The organism is Solibacillus sp. FSL K6-1554, from assembly GCF_038005185.1.
GTDB classification, from domain to species: domain Bacteria; phylum Bacillota; class Bacilli; order Bacillales_A; family Planococcaceae; genus Solibacillus; species Solibacillus silvestris.
In genome coordinates this window covers 333,237-354,096 of the sequence record NZ_JBBOSS010000001.1, presented here as the reverse complement: position 1 = coordinate 354,096, position 20,860 = coordinate 333,237, and the positions used below count along the sequence as shown (strand labels likewise).

Genomic DNA, 20,860 nt, shown 5'->3' with positions numbered 1-20,860 from the left:
TATGTGGGATGCTCTTAAAACTGCGTTAGAATCTAACGGTTTAATCACAGGATTCGTCATTGTCGGTATTACAATGTATGTCGCATACTTGATTTCGAATAAATTAACAAAGGGACTTATTCATGGCTCCGCTATTGCGATCGTTCTTGGATTAGTATTAGCTTATTTCGGAGGAGTTTACAGTGAAGGAACTAAAGGTTTAGCTGATATTTCATTATTCGCAGGAATCGGTTTACTTGGCGGTAGTATGCTTCGTGACTTTGCTATCGTTGCTACATCATTCGGAGCAAACTTTGACGAAATTAAAAAAGCAGGTATTCGCGGGATTTCATCACTCTTTATCGGTGTAGCATTATCGTTTGTAGTTGGCATTATTTTTGCACTTATTTTCGGTTATACAGATGCTGTAAGTCTTGCTACAATCGGTGCCGGCACAGTTACTTATATTGTTGGTCCAGTAACAGGAGCTGCATTAGGTGCAAGTTCAGAAGTTATTGCAATCAGTATTGCAGCAGGGTTAGTAAAATCGGTCATCGTAATGGTAGGAACTCCATTTATTGCAAGGTTCATTGGACTTAACAATCCATTAACTGCAATGGTGTATGGTGGATTATTAGGAACTACTTCCGGTGTTACGGGAGGATTAGCTGCAACGGATGTACGATTGGTCCCGTATGGCGCCGTTACAGCTACTTTCTACACAGGATTAGGCTGCTTACTTTGCCCTACCCTGTTATTCATCTTAACAGATATGATTTGGTAAGTTAATAATTCATACTCGATATATAAGGTGCAATTTTATATTTTCAAAAAGGTGTCACATTTTTCTCTATAACATTCCCCCAGAATTTTATAAGATAAAACCACCCTCTGAATATTAAAATTGTAATTAAATGAGTAAAAAATAAAACGTGAGTACATTTTCCGTACTCACGTTTTTTTTCGTGCTTTTCAATAAAATCCGTTGATTTCCATTGCGGGCGGACGCTTTCCGCGGGCGCGAGGCCAACACGATGTTGGTCACAAAAGCATTGCCACAGGAAGTGGCGCTCTTAGCTTTTGTTCCTAGTCTCTCCCTCGCGCTGTTCCCGCAGGAGCCTGCCGCCCTCCATTCCAATCAACTCCTGTTAAGCCAATGCAATTTATCAACAATTTACTTGAAACCTAAATTTATAAACTCATAGGGTAAATATTTTTAATTCTAGTTATTTTATGCCAAAATTTAGTGAAACACATATATTTGGAGGAAACGGATATGAAAAAAATTCTTTGTATTGGCGAATTGCTCATCGATTTTTTTACAACGCATACGGAAGTATCCATTATAGAAGCGAAAACATTTGAAAAACAGGCTGGTGGTGCTCCCGCAAATGTAGCAGCAACCATCGCGATGCTTGGAGGACAGGCTTATTTTTGCGGAAAAGTGGGCAACGATGCATTTGGCCACTTTTTGAAACAAACGTTGGAGCAAGCAGGTGTTCATACAGATCAGCTTATAATGGATCCGTCTGCACCTACTACTTTGGCCTTTGTTTCAAGACAGAAAGATGGGGAGCGGGATTTTATTTTCAATCGCGGTGCCGATGAGTCGTTATGTATCGAAGATTTGAATTTACAGCAGCTAATGATATCCGATATGTTTCACTTTGGCTCAGCCACTGCCCTTTTAAGCGAACCTTTCAGTAAGACGTACGAGCAATTAATGCAAACAATGTTAATGCAAGATTATTTTATTTCTTTTGATCCGAATTACCGGGCTGACTTGTGGAAGCATGATACTGAACAATTTATTCGAAAATGCGAACCTTTTATTGAAGCTGCAAATTTCATTAAGATGAGTGATGAAGAACTGTTATTATTCGCAAGAACAGATAACTTCGAACAGGCAATTGAATGGCTGACACAGTTAAACGATAAAACAATTGCCATTACACAAGGCGCTTCCGGTACAATGCTTATTCAAAATGGGCAAATTACAACCGTTCCGGCATTTCCCGTAAATTCCGTTGATACAACCGGTGCAGGTGATGCGTTTGTCGGTGCAGTTTTATATCAGTTAAGTAAATATGAAGACACAAATCTCTCGTTTAATGAATGGGTAACCGTGATCGAATTCGCCAACCGTGCTGCATCAAAAGTATGCGAAAAAGTAGGTGCAATCGAATCCCTCTCTTCATTAAAAGAACTTCAATAATAAAAAAGGGCGTGTTAAAAGTCTCACTTCCCCTTTAACACGCCCTCCTTCTATTTATTGTACATTTAAAACAACTGTCACCTTAGTTCCCTTCCCAAGCTCACTTTCAATAACAAACTGTCCCGCATGCCGGTTAACAATTTCTGTTACTATCGCCAAGCCTAATCCGCTGCTTTGACTCGAGCGCGAAGGGTCTACCCGGTAAAATCGTTCCTTTACCTTTTCAAGTGCTTGTTCTGGAATACCAATGCCGTTATCTTTTATCGTCACAAAAATCTGATTGTCCTTTTTACTGCAGGTTACGATAATTTTCCCTTTGTCCTCACTGTAACGAATGGCATTTGACAGCAAATTGTCCCATACTTGTTCCATTAACTGCTCATCTGCAAAAACTTCAACTGGCTCCAGCTCATATACTAACTCCATCTGCTTATCATCCAGTTTCCATCGCTTTGAAAATAGCCGTTCCTTCAACTGTTTATCTAATGAATAAGTCTTTTTTTGGACAGGTAAGTTTTTCTGGTCAAGCGAGCTTAGTAATAGCAATTGCTTTGTTAATGCGGAAAGTCGCTTTGTTTCCTGTTCTATAATTTCCAAATACTGTACACGTTCTTCTTCCGTATTTTCCGCATCCTTCAGCACATTCGCATAACCTTGAATATTGAGCAAAGGCGATTGAAAGTCATGCGATACATTGTTGATGAAGTCTTTCTTGATCTGATCATTTTCAGCAAGACGATTAGCCATCTTTTGAAACTGTGTTGCAAGCTGCCCAAGCTCATCATTCCGATCAATCGTTAATTGAATATCGTAATTTTCAAGGGCAATTTGCTTTGTTGCCTGCTGCAATTGTTTCAATGGTCTTACCATCTGACGGGCAAGCAAAATCATCGTCAATAAAATTACGACAGCGGTAATAATAATAAAACTAACGATCAATAAATGCATTTCAGAAAAGAGTGTGGCATTTTCCTGCCGTATGAAAAAGGCATAGCTCTCATCATCTAGTTGAAACGACACACCAATTGTATTTTTAATATCGTTCGCGAAATGATTCATAAAGTAAGAAGAACCATAATAATCACGAATGCCGTGATACACTTCATCCTTACCGATAATACTTAACATTTCAGGCGTGAGATTTGTTTTTTTAAACGCACTTCCGTATGAAACTAAATTTCCATCGGGATAGATGACCCCTATTTGATAGCCAAGCTTTGCAATGGATTGAAAGTAGGCATCCGCGCTTTCTTTTGGCATTGATTTTAAAATTTGCTGTACTTCCTGTGCTACCCCATAATTTTTGGCATCTGTATCAGGTCTGATTTGCGATTTATAAATTTGACCGATTAACAGCATCGACATCGTAATGCTTATAATAATTACAGTCAATGTCACGACAATATATTGCCTGTATAATGTTTTCATTTCAATTCCTCTATTTTATAGCCGATTCCTCGTACAGTTTGAATTTTCACTTGTGCATTCACTTCTTCCAACCGGCTGCGTAGACGCTTAATATGTGTTGTCAGTGTGAAATCATCCCCGTCATAGTCATAGCCCCACACTTGTTCCATTAGCTGGTCTCGCGTAAATACGACTTCCGGTCTTGAACATAGGATGCTTAATAGCTCAAATTCTTTTAAAGGCAGTAACGATACTTGTTCTCCTACCTTTACTTCATACGTTTGCCGGTCAATGAGCATATTGGCGATCTTTATTTGACTGCGTTCAGTTTTTTGAAAGCGGCGTAAAATTGCACGTACTCTAAAAAGCAGTTCTTTCGGCTCGAATGGCTTCACCATATAGTCATCTGCCCCTGCCAAAAACCCTTTTTCCTTATCATCCAGCGTTGTTTTGGCAGTTAGCATCAATACGGGCACACCGATTTCGGCTAGGTTTTTCGTCAATGTTACACCATCCATTTTCGGCATCATTACATCGACAATGGCCAAATCTACCGGCTCCTGCTGCAATAAATTCAGCGCTTCCATACCATCACTTGCAAACAGTGCTTCGAATCCCTCTTTTTTCAAATGGATGCCGATTAATTTCCGTATAAATGCATCGTCATCTACAACTAATATCCGCATTGGATCACCGCCTTTTATTTGAAGTTCCTTTACATATAAATTTACCCTCATTCTATCCATAAAAAGAGACATCGAAATACTCGATGCCCCTCAATCTAACCATTACTTCTTGTCTTTTTCAAATGTTAATATCAACATTGGTAATAGCATACCACGCACTAGGAATGTATCAATAAGGATACCTACTGAGACGATAAAGCCGAATACGAATAAATCGGCAATTGGCATCGTCATTAAAGCCGCGAAAGTCGCTGCCAGAATAACACCCGCTGATGAAATGACACCGCCTGTATTGCGAATGGCAATTTCCAGCGCCTGTTTTACTGTGGCACGTTTGCGTTCTTCAAGGAATCGGGACACTAAAATAATATTATAGTCAATACCTAACGCAACTAGGAAGATAAATGCATAGACAGGTACACGCGTACTGATTGCATCGTAACCAAATAATACGTCGACAAGGAATAACCCTAATCCCAATGCCGATAAATACGACACTAAAATTGTTGCCATCATGTAAATCGGCATTTTCCAAGACTTCGTAAGGACAAATAATAGTACTAAAATTAAAATCGTTTCTAAAACTACAATTTTAATGATATCAGCGTTGTTTACATTTCGCTCATCCAGCAATTTAGCCGTTGTTCCTGCAAAGTGCAGTTCACCGTTAATACCGGCTGCCGCTAAATAATCCGCGCTGTTGTCACGCATTTCTCCGAGTTTATCGATTGCTTCCGGATCATATGGATTTAGATCAAACGCCATTGATAATTTCATTTTTGTTTCATCGTCCGAAACGGCCGATGAACGTACCGAAGCTATTTCATCTTCGGCTAATAATGCTTCCATTAAACCTTGTTTTTGCTCTTCTGTTAAGGCCTGTTCACTTTCAACTAATAAGGAAGTCGGTGCAAGTTCCCCTTTATCAAAGCGCGACTCGACGATTTCATAGCCGACGCGGGATGGCAATTCTTCCGGGAATGATTTTACCGTGTCAAATTCATACTCTAAATTAAATACATTTAATGAAGTAATAATCATGAAAATCAGAACTAATCCGCCTGATAAATAAGGTTTGTTCACAACAAACTTGGCGATTGCTCCCCAAATCCCATGTTTCACTTCTTTTGATTCACCGAATTTCGGTACTTTTGGCCAGAATGCTTTACGGCCAAATAATGCGAATAACGCGGGAACTAATGTGATGGAACCTAGCATTATAACAAAGACCGCTGTACCAAAGATTGGCGCGAAGTTTTGGTAGTCACGGAAATCTGCGAAGAATAGAACAAGCATTGCTGCAAGCACTGTACCACCAGCAAAGAATACCGGCTCGCCAGTTGCACGCATCGCATATTTCATCGCTTCATATTTGTTTTCGTAATGGTTTAATTCCTCACGGTAACGTGAGAATACGAATAACGAGTAATCGATTACTGCAGCAAATAACAGGATACTCATAATCGATGTTGTAGAATTATTAATTTCTAGACCAGCTGCCCCCATTAAAGCAACCGACTGATTTACTACTTGATAAACAATTACCGTTGCAAGCAATGGAATGATTGCTAATAGCGGAGAACGGTAAATAATAATTAGTAAAACTAAAATAATCCCGATTGTCGCGAATAACAATTGTAAATCTGCTTGTTCAAACAGCTTAACCGTATCGCCGGCAATCCCTGCTGGACCTGTAATATAAAACTTCGTATCGCCTGTTTTTTCAGCTGCTTCATTTCCAATTTCAGATGCAAAATCGTTAATTTCCGCATACTCTGAATTGCCAAGGCCTTTTTCCAGCGTCATCGGCACGATCATAGTCGTCTTGTCTTCAGACTTGAAGCCCTCTAAAGCTTGCGGAGGCAATGTTGAAATATCGATAATCTGATCGATTCCTTCAATATCTTCCGCAATCATTGCATTTAAAATTTCTTTCACACTGTCAACATTAATTTCCCCATCTTCATTATGGAAAACTAATATACCTGGTGTACCTTCATCGTTCGGGAAATACTCGCTCAACTTATTTTCAGCGATAATTGACTGCGCATCATCCGGCAGTGACTGGAAGTTTGTTACTTTGTATTCGCTCAGCATCGGACCGGCACTTAACCCGATCATCAGCACAAGCCATACAATAAGCGTAATCCAGGCCCCACGTTTTGTTGAGACCCAATCTGTAATTGGATTTAATAACTTGTTCATCGAAATCCTCCTTTTTTACACTTCTGCATTATATAGGAGCTATATGAACTTCATATAAACTTCTTAGGAAATCGATTCAAAAAAGACCAAAATGTCCCTATCAACATTTTGGTCCTTTAAACATCGGTATATACGCTTTATTCTTTTATAAACACACAATTCATAAGCTGCTTTTTATCAATTTTACCGACAACTGTTTTCGGAAGTTCCTGGAGAAAATAAATTTGCTTCGGCACTTTATAATTGGCGAGGCGTTCTTTACAGTACTTTAAAAGCTCAGATTGAAGTTGCTCGGACGGATCTCCAGAAATTACAAACGCTACAACACATTCGCCCCATTTTTCATTTGGAATACCTATAACCGAAACTTCCTGCACGGCTTCATGGGCGATTAAACATTGTTCGACTTCTTGCGGATATACATTTTCTCCGCCCGTTATAATCATTTCCTTTTTCCGTCCGACAATATAATAATCACCGTCTTCATCAAACTTTGCCAAGTCACCTGTCTTTAACCAGCCACCCTCGAATGTTTGGCTCGTCGCCTCTTCATTCTTCCAGTAGTGCGTAAAAACATGGCTTCCTTTTAAGCAAAGTTCCCCAACTTCCCCTTCTGCACATAGCTGACCTTCTTTATTGATAATTTTCACTTCGTTGAAAAGCATACTTTTTCCGATCGCACCCTTTTTGTTCATCGCTATTTCTGCATCGATATAAAAGTTATTAGGACCTGCTTCCGTTAAACCGTAACCTTCTTTAAAAAAAAGCCCTCTTTTTAGGAAACACTCATAAACAGGCTTTGGACAAGGTGCCCCTCCCGATAAAAATAATTTCACTGTCGGAAAACTGGACTGCTTAAAATAGTCTGTTTCAATAATGGATTGGTACATCGTCGGTACAAACAATGAAACGGTCGTTTTATATTCGTCAACTGCCCGAACCGCTCTTTCCGGATCAAACTTTTGGCCGATCACTACTGTCCCGCCTGCCATAAGAATAGGTAATGCAAGTGCATTAATTCCTCCTGTATGAAATAGGGGCATATAATTCAGTGTGCAGTCCTTGTCATTTAACCCCCAGCTAATGACGGTATTTATCGCATTCGTAGTGACAGCCTCATACGACAAGACGACACCTTTTGGTTTACCGGTCGTCCCTCCTGTATAAATCATCATCCATGGAAGCTGAGGTTCATCACGCCACTTATATGTAGTAGGCTCAATTAATTCCGAGCTACCGCATGTTAAGAACTTGGCTGGCGAAAGCTGCATCGCACGTTCACAATGCGAACCATCCGTAATTAATAAAGCAGGTGTGCAATCGGATAAAACAACCTGTAATTCGGCTATAGATAATTTTGTATTTAGCGGAACATAGATCAATTCGTTCAAGCGACAAGCAATTAAAATGGCAAAGCTTTCAATTGAATTTTCCATCAACGTCACAACTCGTTCTCCCCGCTGTAATTGCTGCTTGGAAAATGTACTGCTCCACCCATTCGCGTGCTGCATCAATTCTTTATATGTCCACGTTTCACCTGTTTCTATTTGAATTAAAGCCGTTTTATCCGGTGTTTGGCCCGCTCGTTTCGCAATCCAAAAGTCCAGCTGTTGCATTAGCCATCCCACCTTTTACATCATAATGCCGCCATCAACTTGCAGAACATGACCTGTAATATAATTCGCTTCATCCGATGCTAAAAATAAATAAGCATTTGCGATATCTTCCGGTTTCCCTAATCGTTGTAAACTTGTAATGCCCTCCATTTGCTGGAGCACTTTTTCCGGCATTTTTTCGACCATTGGCGTTGCCGTAAATCCGGGAGCCACGGCATTTACATTAATTCCTTTACGACCAAGCTCTTTTGCCCAAGTTTTTGTCATCCCGATAATTGCCGCTTTTGTTGCCGCATAGTTTGTTTGACCAAAATTACCATACACACCACTTACCGATGAAGTGCTGATAATTTTCCCTGACCCTTGCGCGATCATATGAGGTGCTACTGCTTGTGTGCAGTAGTAGACACCGTTTAAATTAATTTGAATAACCTTCTCAAAATCCTCTTCGCTCATTTTGACAAGCGTTGCATCACGGGTAATCCCTGCGTTATTTATCAAAATATCGATTTTGCCGAAACGGTCAACAACTTGCTCAACCATTTCCTTTACGTCAGCGAGTTTGGATACATCAACAGCAAAGAAGGCGACATTCTCCCCTAGCTCTGCTTCCATTTTTTCACCTTGTTGTTTGTCATAGTCTACAATGGCCACTTTTGCGCCTTCTTCCAAAAAACGCTTTACCGCTGCAAGGCCAATACCACCTGCACCACCTGTAATAATTGCTACTTTATTTGCTAAACGCATATAGCCCCGCCCCCTTTTAAGATAGGATAAACTCCTCTATTGCCTCTTTCGTTTCATCCAAACAATCGACTAGCGGCGAGTGTCCGCAGTTTGCCAGTTTCATTATTTGTGCCTGGCCTGCAAAATCCTCGATAATTTCGGTTGTCATCGCCCCAGTAACTACAAAGTCGCGATCGCCGTATAAAACAAATGTCGGAATGTGTATATCTTTCACTTGATTCGTTCCCCTTGCGACTACATTATCGACTGCACTTATATTGAATGTATTTAATGCATGGTACACATCCGCCAAGTTACGCTGTGTCAGCATGTCATCCACATATTGTTCATAGCGCGCTTCGTCCGGCTGGTTCTGTGTATAGATCACACTGTTCCATACAAACTTCAGGCCATCACGGTTTTTCGTGTCATACATTTGCTGCATCGGAATCGTTTTCACAGGATCCTGCTCAATTTGTTCAATTGTCGCTAAACGCTTTGTAAGATCCGGTGTTCCGTCCGCATTTGAACTATAAAACGGATACCCCCGTGTTGAACCCGAAGCAAATAATACGAGCTTTTTACTGTAGTCCGGGTAATCTGCACAAAACTGCATCGCCACATTACCGCCTGTCGACCAGCCAATGATTGTAAAGTTCTTCAACTCAAGCGCATCAACGAAAAGCTTAATATCATCGCTGAAGTCTTTAATCGATGTAATCCGTTTATTGTACGTGGATTCGCCAAAGCCCCGCATATCTACCGCATAAATTGTGAATCGTTCATCCATTGATTCCATCAGCAAATCCCAATGTTTCGAACTTGTCATATTGCCATGAACTAATAGCACAAGTTCATCGCCGCCTTCTCGCTTCCGATATGTTAAAGTTTCACCATTTGATAATTCCACATTTGCCAAAACGTCCAGCTTATTCATTTTAAGCCCCCCATTTTACTGTAATCGCACCCCATGCATAGCCTATACCTGCACTCACTAACGAAACAATTTGCCCTTCCTGCAGTTTCCCTTCCTTTCGCGCAAGACAAAGAGATAAAATTTGATCGATTTGCCCGATATGACCGTAATGCGACAAATAAATCGAATTCCCCTCTGAAAGCCCCAGCTCTTGTAATACATAGTCATGTGCAGACTTTTTCATATGAAGCATCGCAACATAATGTAAATTAGCTTCGCTATAACCACTTTTCTGCAGCGATTGGCGAATTACCTTTAAAAAATTGCTTAATGATTTCTGCTCCAAACGAAGCTTCATGCCTTCAGGATCGAGAACATCCAATATATAGCGGCCTTCCTGAAGATGATCAACCGTTAACGGTTCCTTTGTGCCACCTACCGGAACAACAACATCTTCCGAAAATGAACCGTCTGTAATGAGCGAGGCCTCCAGTACTTCGTGCCCGCCCGCGTTTTTCTGTAAAATCATGGCACCCGCACCTGCACCTAGATTAAACATAAAGCGTGTACGTTCGTTTTCATAATCGATAAAATCATGGTTGCGGTACCCTCCAGCCAACAGGACCGTCTTGACGGAATCATCCGCAAGCATTAAACTTTTTGCTACTTTCATCGCCATAATGGCCGTACCGCATCGAAGCTGGACATCAAATGCCCATGCATTCACTGCCCCGATTTCTTCCTGAATTTTTATGGCAGCCGTCCATAACGGGTACTCTTTATGCTCTTCCCCGATATAAATGACGACATCAATATCTTTTGCATCCACTTGCGCTTCGGAAATTGCTTCCTTTGCCGCTTTCACACTCATTTCAACTGGATGGTCATTTGGGCCGGCAACTACTTTTTCAATAATGCCCATTTTCGTCTCAACGACAAAGGTTGGAATATTTGCTTTTTCTGCAATTTGGGCACCTGTCATACGTCCTTCAGGTAAATACATTCCTAATCCAGTTATCCCGATCATCGCTGTATCTCCTTTTCACGAAGCTTGACGGATGCCTTTGTTTTTTGCCCCTTTTTCAGCCTCCACTCATGATAGCGCATTGATACCGTACCTACGATGCCTCGCGGGAAGAATATTACCGCTAAAATGTACAAAATACCGAAGAAAATAATCCAACGTTCAAAAATCGGATAGTCTCTTGCAAGACCTGATAAGTAATGTTGCGCAAATTCGATGACGCCTGCACCGATGATCGGTCCGATTAATGTTCCAACTCCTCCGATGATCGTCATCATCAGTGCATCCAGCGTAATATCCATCGTCAGCACACTCGTATTGACAAAGCGTAGCGATATGGCGTAAAGCGAACCTGCCAAACTTGCAACAGAACCGGCAATAACGGAAGCAATGATTTTGTACCCCAACGTTTTAAACCCGAGGGAACGTGTACGCTGCTCATTTTCACGAATCGCAACAAGCACTTTTCCGAACGGTGATGCAACGATTCGTTTCAGTAAAATGAAAATGACAACTAGACAGATGAGCACTAAAAAGTAAAAGTACAGTCGCTCACGGAACAGTTCCGGTGCTCGGAAAGTAAACCCGTCATTCCCTTTCGTTACCGTACGCCATTTTTCCGCCAACACTAAGAACAACCCTGAAATAGCTAACGTAAACATTGCATAAAAGTGACTTTTCAACCGAAGCGTCAATGCACCACTTATTACACTAATAATGGCGGATAGCACAATACCGACTACAATCGAAGCAGCAAAAATACCGATGGACGGACCATAATCGCTCAGCATAATCGCGGTCGTATACGCACCAATCCCAAAAAACATCGCATGACCGAATGAAATAATACCTGTGTAACCTAGTAAAATATCGTAACTCATCGCCAGTATTGCAAAGATACAAAACTGCGTTAACAAAATCGTCATCGTTCGAGAATCCAGTACAAACGGTAATACGGCCATGACTCCTACTACGACTGCATATACTAAATTCATTTTCGATAAAATTAATGGCTGTTTTAACATTGAATCACCCCTTCGCAACTGTGAATAAGCCTTGTGGACGGAAAATCAGAACACTTGCCATTAAAATCATGTTGACCGCAACGGATAAAAACGGCACATAATATGCCATAAAGCTTCCGGCAAGCCCTACTAAAATTGCTGCCATCAATGAACCTTGGAAACTCCCCATTCCGCCGATGACTACAACGATAAATCCTAAAATTGCATATTCCATTCCCATTTCCGCATAAACAACCCCTGAATACGGAGCCATCAGCATTCCGCCTAATGCCGCCAATGCCGCGCCGCACATAAAGACAATTAAAAATACGCGCTTAATGTTGATACCCAAGGCCTGTGTCATTTCCCGATTCATAACCCCAGCCCGAACGACTAATCCGATTTTCGTCCGATTTAATATAAAGTACAGAACACCAAATAAAGCAAAACCTACAATGATAATAAAAATCCGGTATTTAATAATCGTTAAATCGCCAATTTGCCAGCTGCCTGCCAAATAAGAAGGAACTTTAACAGGTACACCATTTGGACCAAAAACAACTTTAATCATTTCCTGCAGCACGAGCATAAATCCGAGCGTAATTAGAATCTGCTGTACGTGATTTCCGTAAACCGGCTTAATAATAAGTTTTTCCGTAATAAATCCTAGAACAAGGCCTGTGAGAATCGCTACAACAATTCCGACTAAAAAGCTGTTGCTCCATAAATACGTGAATACCCCTGTATAGGCACCCCATACGAACAGTCCGCCGTGCGCAAAATTCAGCACATCCATTAACCCGAATATAAGCGTCAATCCGGCTGCCAGTAAGAAAATAAGCATTCCTGTCGCTAGTCCATTTATCGCTAAACTGATTATTAGTTCCATTCGCTTCCCCTCCTTATCCGATTCCTAAATATTTACGCTTCAGCTGTTCGTCTTCGATTAAACCTTGCATTTCTCCTGATTGCACTGTTCGCCCGTCATCAATCAATGTGAACGTATCACCGATTTTACTCGCCATCATAAAGTTCTGTTCGACAAGCACGATCGATGTATGCTTTTTCATTTCAGTAATGGCTTCCATCACTTTCTCAATCACAATTGGCGCAAGCCCTTTCGAAGGTTCATCGATTAACAGCAGCTTGCTGTCGTTGACGAAAGCCCTTGCCATCGCAAGCATTTGCTTTTGACCGCCCGATAGATTGCCCCCTTGCTTTTTCCAGAACTTTTTCAAATCCGGGAATAACTCTAAAATGTAAGCCTGCTTTTGCATTGTCGCATTCGTTTCTTTTCGAATTGCCACTTTCATGTTTTCCTCTACCGTCAGCTGGCCGAAAATCCCCTGATCTTCCGGTACATAGCCGATTCCACTGTTCGCAATATCATAAGGCGTCATTTTCGTAATATCTTTCCCGTCGAAATAAATCGCTCCTTTCGATGCCGGTGTCAATCCCATAATCGTGCGAAGTGTCGTCGTTTTCCCGGCGCCATTCCGCCCTAGTAAAACCGACACTTCTCCTGCTTTCGCTTCAAAATTGATACCTTGCAAAATGTGATATTGTGAAATAAACGTCTCCACACGCTCCAGCGTTAAAATATTATTCATACGCAAGGCCTCCTAAATACGCTTGTTGTACCGTTTCATTGTTCATAATTTCCTCAGGTGACCCGTCAGCTAACAGCGCACCATTGAACAGCACCATAATCGAATCGGACAAATCGATAATCATATCCATTTTGTGCTCGATCAATAAAATCGTTTTATCTCCGCGCTCTTTAATCGAACGAATAACATCCAATATTGCAGGTACTTCCTCCAATGACATGCCGGCTGTCGGCTCATCCAACAATAAAATTTCAGTATCAAGTGCCAGTAACATCCCGATTTCCAGTTTTCTTTTTTCGCCATGGGAAAGCTGATTCGCCACCTGATGCATCTTTTCGGTTAATAGCACTTGTTCCAAAATTTCAATTGCTTCATTCGTAATTTCTTTGTATTTCAAAAAATGATTGAGCATATGAAAGCGCACTTTTCGTTTCGATTGCACGGCAAGGCGCACATTTTCCAACACGGTTAAATTCGGGAACACATTTGTTATTTGAAATGATCTTCCAATGCCTAATCGTGTCCGATCCACAGATGACTTTTTTCGAAGTGATTGGCCTTTAAAAAAGACATCTCCTTCAGTAGGCTCCAGCTCGCCGCTAATTAAATTGAAGAAAGTCGTTTTTCCAGCACCGTTTGGCCCAATAATGGATTTAAACTGCTTTGCTGTCATTTCAAAATTAATGCTGTCCACTGCTTTATGCTCGCCGAATTTAATCGATAAATTGTTCGTTTTTAAAATCGGTTCCATCATCTCACCCTCTCTTAGTTGATTTCCATTACGGGTCGGACGCTTTCCACAGGCAAGAAACAAGGTCAAACTTGTTTGTCTTTGTTTCTTTGCGCCGAGGATTGAGGCCAGCACGATGCTGGTCATGAATGCGTTGTCACAGGACGTGACGTTTTTAGCATTCGTTACCCTTTAGTTGCGACCACCGCAGAAGCAACGACCCACTTGGAAATGAAGGAGGTTTTAACCGCCTCCCCTCCATTCCAATCAACTCAGTTTTCATAAATCATTCCATTTCGTATAAACTCCATGGAAACCCTTATAACAAAAGGCTGTCTTGAAAGTTCATCACTTTTTAGACAGCCTCACTTATTTACTAGTTTAAAATAGGAGGTTCTGTTTCTTCCGGAAGTAATTCACGCAGTAATACTGGTACCGGATAATCAAATTCCGCTACTTTTTCAAGGCGGATTGCGTACATCGCCTGTAATGCCTGGTGGTCCTCTTCACGGAATGTCATCGTTCCTTTCGGTGTTTCAAATGACATACCTTCCATTAATGGAATCAACGTATTTCCATCCGCATCCCCGCCTGATTTTTTCAGCGCTTCTACAATCGCAACGGCCGCTGTAAATCCGCCCGGTGTAAATAGATCCGGCACTTCACCATTAAATCGTGCTTTATGTTCTTCTACTAACCAATCATTCACTTCATTTTTCGGTAGTGTATGGTGGTATACAGAGAATCCTTCCATCCCTACTAACGGCTCCATAAATTGAAGTGCAATAATGTCCGGTGCACCAGTTGAAATTTTAATGCCTTTTTCTTGCAGTTTTAAATCCGCAATCTGGTTCCAAGGAGAGTTTGCCCCTGCCCATACAACGAATAAAAAGTCCGGTTTTGCATCAATAATTTTTTGCAAGTTAGATGTAAAGTCTGTTGCAGCCGGGTCTGCATATTCTTCCAACACAATTTCAGCACCTAATCCTTCAGCTGCTGCCTTAAATGCCGATACACCATCCCAACCGAATGAATAGTCCGGTGCGAACGTTGCAATTTTTACACCTTCACCAGCGATTGCGGCTGCCGCTGCATAAGCATCCTGTGAAGAGTTACGTGCCGTTCTGAAAATGTACGGATTAAATTCTGAACCTGTAATACTGTCTGCTACTGCTGGTTCTACAATCATAATTTTCTCGTATTCTTCTGCTAGTGGAAGTACTGCCAATGTGTCACCTGAACTTGATGAACCAACTAAAAAATCGACCGCGTCATCTTCTAATAGCTTTGTTGCCTTTTGAACGGCTACTTCCGGTTTCGTTTCTGTATCTTCCCAAACGACTTCGATTTTACGTCCTTCCACTTCCATCGTGCCGTCCGTCGCATATTCAAGACCTAACTCGAATCCGTTTTTCGTTTGCTTACCGTAGGATTCAAGAGCTCCCGTTAACGATGCAAGTACACCGACTTTAATCGGAGTTGAGGATGCAGCTGTTTCTGTTGTCCCGCTCTCACCTTGCTCAGCTGAATTTGTAGTTGATGAATCATCGCCGTCTGTTGAATCACTGTTACATGCAACCAATAAGAAAATCGATAATACCGCGAAAATTAACCATAAACGCTTTTTCATTCAATGTCCCTCCTAGCGAAATTTTCAGCATAGCTATCTGCTTATTCGTAATGTAACATCGCGAAGTTACAAATGAGTTACATTCGGGGGGATGAGGGGAATTTGATGCAGTGTGAATTACCGTGCAAAAAGTTCTAATAAAATTTGTTTTGTGCTAATAAAAGTAAATTTGTTCTAATAAAACGCCGATTTTCTAATATATCGTGCGGTTGTGAGGTTAGTATAAAAAATGGACACGTCTTAAGAGACACTTTAAGATTAAGATATCTAAAAAAGGACGTGGAACCGATGAAAGAAAAACAAACTCGTAAGCGATTAGACGCACAAACAAAAGAATACATTTTAAAGTCTGTTTTAGAAGATGGCGCAAAAGTTTCAGATCTGGCATTTAAGTTTGAAATTGGGTCTTCAACGATCCATAAATGGATTAAAGATTATCGTGAATCGAAAAATCAGGATGTCACACGATACTTTACTTCTAGCGAAGTAGATAAGTTGCAGGCAGCGTTTGATAAGAAGTTACGTGATTTGGAAGAAGAGAATGAAATTCTAAAAAAGGCTATGCACATCTTCGCGAAAAACCCCGAGTGATTTATGCATTCATTGAAAAGCATAAAAACGACTTTGGCATTGCGATGATGTGTAAAGTATTGATGGTTTCAAAAAGCGGTTATTATGATTGGCGTAAAAAACAGATACAGCCCTTATCGGAAAAAGAAGTACGTGATACAGAAATTGCCTATCAGATTCATCGATCGTATGCGAGGAGTTTTGGTACATACGGTAGCCCTCGCATTGCGCAAGACTTAGCGAGTTTAGGTTATGTCTGTTCGCAAAAGAAAATTGCGAATATGATGCGAAACCTTGGGTTAAGTGCCGTAATCCCGAAAACTGTTCAACGAACAACGGATTCCAATCACCATCAATTTATTTATCCGAATCTAGTCAAACGTCAATTTCAAGTAAAAGAGAAAAATAAAGTATGGGTCGCAGATATAACTTATATTCGAACACTGGAGGGGTGGGTGTATCTTGCGTCCATCATGGATTTATATTCTCGTAAAATCGTCGGCTGGGCCATCGCAGATCATATGGAAGAAACATTAGTAGATCAAGCCTTGAAGCATGCATTAGCAGTTCGAAAACCCGAGAAGGGATTAGTTCATCATTCAGATCGAGGCGCACAATATTGTGCCACAAGCTATACAAGAACTTTAAAAGAACATGGGATTAAAATTAGCATGAGTCGTAAAGGAGATCCCTATGACAATGCGTGTATTGAATCCTTCCACGCCACAATCAAAAAAGAATGGATCTATCGTCACCGTTTCGAATCCAAAAAAGAAGCACGAAAGAGCGTGGAGTCATATATCGTAAACTTTTACAATGAACGACGACGTCATTCAACAATCGGTTATTTATCACCAAACCAATTTGAGAGAAATCAACAGGAGTCAGTTTGTCAAAATGCCTCATAAAGTTCTCTTACAGGGTTTTCATCCCTCCATGCTCAGGTCTGGGCATGGAGGGATGAAAAACAGAGCAACCGAAGGGCGGTAGCAAAAAAGTCTCTTAACGCGTGTCCGAAATATTGACAGAAGACCAGTTGTTCTAATATCACTGCGCATTGAGCTAATAAAGGTTCTTAATCTTCTAATATCACACCGACTTCTTCTAATAAGCAGTTCAATTGTTCTAATAAAATTACGTCAAAACTTTTTTCCACCCCAACTACCGGCAATCCATTCCTCTTTTCAGTTCAATTTCAACCAACTTCTAATATCCGCCCCATTTGTTCTAATAAAGCAATAACTTCCTCTAATAACTCACTCATTTGTTCTAATAAAAACGCTCTTCAGCCCTCAATGTACTCCAATAAAAAAAGCTATGCTGAAATACATCTTCAACATAGCGCTCAATCAATCTATTCACATTTTCAATACAAGCTCATACAGTCGCTCGGTCGGTTCCATCGGGGTAATTTTATATTGGTCATCCAGCACATCTACACAGCGCTCATAATGTTTGATCGCTTCCCGGCGGTTCCCTAAATAGTAATGGGCAAGCATCAACAGCCGGTAGCCTTCTTCATGACCGTCATCAAGAGCAATAATTCGGTCTGCCCACCGAATCACCTTTTCAAACTGCTGCAGCCGAATGTAATTTTGTGCGACCCGTTCCAAAATGAGCAAGATTTTTTCATTGTAATGCGCCTGAAAAGGTTCCAGCCAATCCCGTTCCATGTCAGAACAAAATGGTCCATCTACAAGACGCATCGCCAGCTTCAGCCATTCATTTGAAAGCTTTGCTGTCTTTTCTTCAAGTCCGCGCTGGACATAATACGTAAAATAAGCAACATCACTATGAATCCAGCGGTCTTCCAATTTATATAAATGCTGATGGCGTTTAATAAAATTGCTTTCCTCACGTGCCGATCTTTTCGGCTCCAACGTTTTTAACATCGCGTTAAAAACAACTTTAAAATCCCGTTGCATCGCTTCCTCATCCTGCTGCCAGATCGCGTCGCAAATTTGCTGGCGTGATACAAACTGCTCGCGATGAATATATAAATAGAAAAATAGTTCCTTCGCTTTCAAACGCTTCCACTCTTTATCTTGAATCATTTCATGCTCACGATAGACTTGTACAGGACCAAATAACGTCAATGATAGCTCCGTACTTGGTGCGGCATTTATATTTAGCTGGTTAAATACGAGCATCTCCTGCTGCAGCTGTTTCGCGAGTTGAACAAATACAATTAAATAACGCGGTCCGAATAGGGTTTTCTTCTCCATAAAAAACGGATAATCATTCACACATAAATCCCAAAAACGACGATAATATGTTAACGCATCTTGCTGATTATTTAAATTAGCAAAACAATACGTCAGCCAAAAGAAACATATCATCTGACCGTACGTATCCTCACTGCGCTCATAATAGGATAATGCCTGTTTTGCAGTATCGACCGCTTCTTCAAAATGGCTGTTTTCTGCCAGAACTTTTGTCAACGCCGTCAACAGTAACGCCGACATCCAGAAATCCTGAACTTTATTCGTTTCCCTCAGTCCAATTTGTGCATGGCGCTTCGCCTCATACACATTATCGCGGTGATATAAAATTAGTCCCATATAACACTCGGCAGTAATACGCTTTACGTGAATAAGATTGAGGAGATCAAGCGTCTCATCAAAACAGCCTTTTGCACGTTCAAAATCTTTCATCTCCATGTTAAGTAGCGCCAGCCCTTTACGTAGCTTTGTCAGGGCAAGTGTATACGGCATATCAACGAGCGCTTCTTTTCCACCCTCAATAATTCGGCTATATGCCTGCGTATTCTCACCCATTAACACATCGATCAAGACGAGCAGTAAATCGGTCGTGCGGTGCGCTTCTTCCCATTGAAACGGTTTTGACACACGCGCATTCAGCAGCTCTTTCGCTTTTTCCAGCTGACCGTGGCGCAAATAAAGACGCGCATCAATATTATTAATGCTTAACTCCAGGTTTTGCGATTGGCTCCAGCGCAGTGCCTCCCCCGCTTTCCCTAAATTAATTAGATTTTCGGTATATAAACTATTAATAAGATGACGTTCTGTATCACTCACATCTACTTCGTTCAATAAACTAATTGCCTGCTGCAGATGATGTTCCGCAAAAACAGGCTGGAGGGTATCCAAATAAATATTAGCAAGCCCAAACTGTGAGCGCATTAAAAATAACCGGTCCTGCTGCAGCTGCGCTTTTATAAAGCATTCATTGTACGCATTTTTTGCCCGTTCATATTGTGCACGGTAACGCTGGCATTCCCCTTCAAAATACAGAAGCTGATACGGTTTCTCTTCCATCGCAAAGTCTTTGAGCCGTTCCAGTAAAAATTCAAATTGCCCTGCCTCAATAAACTGCGGTGAAAATTGCAACAGTAACTCGATATAGTACCGGTTATTTTTCAGCTGGGTTGCATGGGTAACAGCTAATACACCCAAATTTTGATTGGCATAATACCGGGCTGCCTGTTCATGAGATTCCTCATGCAGATCCGGATAGTATTCGCTCAGCCGCTGCTGTAGAAACTGTTGGAACAGTGCATGGAACCGGTATTTTGTTCCTCCTGCCAATGGCGTGATGAACGCAAGCTCATCCAACTTCGGCTTTACTTGCTGGATCCATTCCACTCCGTATAGTTCCGTAATAACATCAAGGGAAATCACTTGATGGATGCCCAGCTTTAAAAGCTGAAGCCGCAGTTGATTATCCAGCTTATCTAATACTTCCGCGGAAAGATATGCAAAAAAATTCCCGACCGAACCTTCTGCTATATCGATGAGCTGTTCCTGACTATATTTCGCTTTATAGCCAAGCAGCATGATCGCCATTGCCCAGCCTTCCGTCATTTGCATAATAAATTCGCTTTGTTCATCCGTTAGTTGCCGGTCAAAAAATGCTTCAAATAAATATTGAACATCTTCTTCTGCAAAAGTAAATTCTGGTTCTAAACATTCTATCAGCTGATTATTCATGCGAAGCGTCAACAAACAGCTCCACTCAGGCATTTTTCTCGTGGCGACAATGATATGAAGGTTGGCAGGCAAAAATTGAAGCAGCTGATTCATAATGTAGTTGATCGGAAATACATGTGACACATGGTGATAGTCGTCCAACACAATTAAGAAAGGCTCTTTTATATCGTGCAGCTCATTTGCAATTTGTTTTGAAAGCTGCAGTAATTCTTCCATATTGTGAAACTTTAACGTCTCATCCCATCCTTTTAATTTATCGCCGAACGATGGGAAATGCTGTTGAATACTATAGATAAAATGACGCAAAAACGGAAATATTGAGTCATCATCCGGCGTAATCTGATACCAGGAGGATTTTGTTTTTTGATCATTTAAAAATTGACTCATAAGCGATGTTTTCCCATAACCTGCGCTACTATGTAAAATGGTACACTTTGCATGCGGCCAATCCGAAAGCTTTTTCATTAATTTTGCTCTTCTTAAATAGTTATTGACTGGTGTTGGAGGTATCAGTTTCGAAACAAAAATATGTTGCTCCATGCTTTCCACCCCATTTAGAATTAATTTACAAATATATTATCATAAAGCAGAA

At 41.0% G+C, this 20,860-nt stretch carries 17 protein-coding genes; 4 read left to right on the top strand and 13 right to left on the bottom strand.

The features are described from left to right. Position 1: 1 nt before the first annotated feature. Both madM and MHB58_RS01735 read left to right on the top strand, forming a co-directional pair. Entirely contained in the window at positions 2-763 is a 762-nt protein-coding gene (madM, locus tag MHB58_RS01740; RefSeq protein ID WP_065217493.1) for a malonate transporter subunit MadM, read from the top strand. A gap of 492 nt (positions 764-1,255) precedes the next feature. Then, complete coding sequence (locus MHB58_RS01735) at positions 1,256-2,194, top strand: carbohydrate kinase family protein (RefSeq protein ID WP_014824905.1); 939 nt, start codon at positions 1,256-1,258, stop codon at positions 2,192-2,194. A 54-nt stretch (positions 2,195-2,248) separates the two neighbouring features. Here MHB58_RS01735 and MHB58_RS01730 read toward each other — a convergent pair whose 3' ends face one another. The 12 genes from MHB58_RS01730 to MHB58_RS01675 all read right to left on the bottom strand — a co-directional run bounded on the left by MHB58_RS01730 (position 2,249) and on the right by MHB58_RS01675 (position 15,748). After that, the gene (locus MHB58_RS01730; protein ID WP_014824906.1) at positions 2,249-3,622 is read right to left on the bottom strand and encodes a sensor histidine kinase; all 1,374 of its coding nucleotides are present in this window, start codon (positions 3,620-3,622) and stop codon (positions 2,249-2,251) included. Continuing rightward, positions 3,619-4,287, bottom strand: a complete 669-nt coding sequence (locus MHB58_RS01725; protein WP_039966977.1) for a response regulator transcription factor — start codon at positions 4,285-4,287, stop codon at positions 3,619-3,621. The genes MHB58_RS01730 and MHB58_RS01725 overlap by 4 nt, the downstream gene beginning before the upstream one ends. A 102-nt stretch (positions 4,288-4,389) precedes the next feature. Further along, positions 4,390-6,492, bottom strand: coding sequence for an MMPL family transporter (locus tag MHB58_RS01720; protein ID WP_340734562.1), 2,103 nt, complete (start codon positions 6,490-6,492; stop codon positions 4,390-4,392). A 137-nt stretch (positions 6,493-6,629) separates the two neighbouring features. After that, positions 6,630-8,108 carry a class I adenylate-forming enzyme family protein gene (locus tag MHB58_RS01715; RefSeq protein WP_340734561.1) on the bottom strand — a complete coding sequence of 493 codons (1,479 nt, stop codon included), beginning with the start codon at positions 8,106-8,108 and terminating at the stop codon, positions 6,630-6,632. A gap of 15 nt (positions 8,109-8,123) precedes the next feature. Continuing rightward, complete coding sequence (gene fabG, locus MHB58_RS01710; protein WP_340734560.1) at positions 8,124-8,855, bottom strand: 3-oxoacyl-ACP reductase FabG; 732 nt, start codon at positions 8,853-8,855, stop codon at positions 8,124-8,126. Between the two features lie 16 nt (positions 8,856-8,871). Beyond that, positions 8,872-9,771 carry an intracellular short-chain-length polyhydroxyalkanoate depolymerase gene (gene phaZ / locus MHB58_RS01705; protein ID WP_340734559.1) on the bottom strand — a complete coding sequence of 300 codons (900 nt, stop codon included), beginning with the start codon at positions 9,769-9,771 and terminating at the stop codon, positions 8,872-8,874. A gap of 1 nt (position 9,772) precedes the next feature. Then, positions 9,773-10,777 (bottom strand): 3-oxoacyl-ACP synthase, encoded by a 1,005-nt coding sequence (locus tag MHB58_RS01700; RefSeq protein WP_340734558.1) that lies wholly within the window; start codon positions 10,775-10,777, stop codon positions 9,773-9,775. Continuing rightward, a complete protein-coding gene (locus MHB58_RS01695; protein WP_340734557.1) occupies positions 10,774-11,799 on the bottom strand; it encodes a branched-chain amino acid ABC transporter permease in 1,026 nt (341 codons plus the stop codon). Before MHB58_RS01695 ends, MHB58_RS01700 begins: the two co-directional genes overlap by 4 nt. Before the next feature lie 4 nt (positions 11,800-11,803). Next, positions 11,804-12,667: a branched-chain amino acid ABC transporter permease gene (locus MHB58_RS01690; RefSeq protein WP_008406200.1), complete on the bottom strand. Its 864-nt coding sequence runs from the start codon at positions 12,665-12,667 to the stop codon at positions 11,804-11,806. A 13-nt stretch (positions 12,668-12,680) separates the two neighbouring features. After that, entirely contained in the window at positions 12,681-13,388 is a 708-nt protein-coding gene (locus MHB58_RS01685; RefSeq protein ID WP_340734556.1) for an ABC transporter ATP-binding protein, read from the bottom strand. Then, a complete protein-coding gene (locus MHB58_RS01680; protein ID WP_014824915.1) occupies positions 13,381-14,139 on the bottom strand; it encodes an ABC transporter ATP-binding protein in 759 nt (252 codons plus the stop codon). Before MHB58_RS01680 ends, MHB58_RS01685 begins: the two co-directional genes overlap by 8 nt. Positions 14,140-14,494: 355 nt before the next feature. After that, positions 14,495-15,748 (bottom strand): substrate-binding domain-containing protein, encoded by a 1,254-nt coding sequence (locus MHB58_RS01675; protein WP_065217504.1) that lies wholly within the window; start codon positions 15,746-15,748, stop codon positions 14,495-14,497. Positions 15,749-16,036: 288 nt separating this feature from the next. Between MHB58_RS01675 and MHB58_RS01670 the strand changes: the two genes are divergently transcribed. Together MHB58_RS01670 and MHB58_RS01665 are read left to right on the top strand one after the other, a co-directional pair. Then, a complete protein-coding gene (locus tag MHB58_RS01670; RefSeq protein ID WP_014822792.1) occupies positions 16,037-16,339 on the top strand; it encodes a transposase in 303 nt (100 codons plus the stop codon). Beyond that, positions 16,336-17,226: an IS3 family transposase gene (locus MHB58_RS01665; RefSeq protein ID WP_081483418.1), complete on the top strand. Its 891-nt coding sequence runs from the start codon at positions 16,336-16,338 to the stop codon at positions 17,224-17,226. The genes MHB58_RS01670 and MHB58_RS01665 overlap by 4 nt, the downstream gene beginning before the upstream one ends. Positions 17,227-17,676: 450 nt before the next feature. Here MHB58_RS01665 and MHB58_RS01660 read toward each other — a convergent pair whose 3' ends face one another. Continuing rightward, on the bottom strand, positions 17,677-20,808 hold the full coding sequence (locus MHB58_RS01660; protein WP_340734555.1) for a BTAD domain-containing putative transcriptional regulator: 3,132 nt from the start codon (positions 20,806-20,808) through the stop codon (positions 17,677-17,679). Positions 20,809-20,860 lie beyond the last annotated feature (52 nt).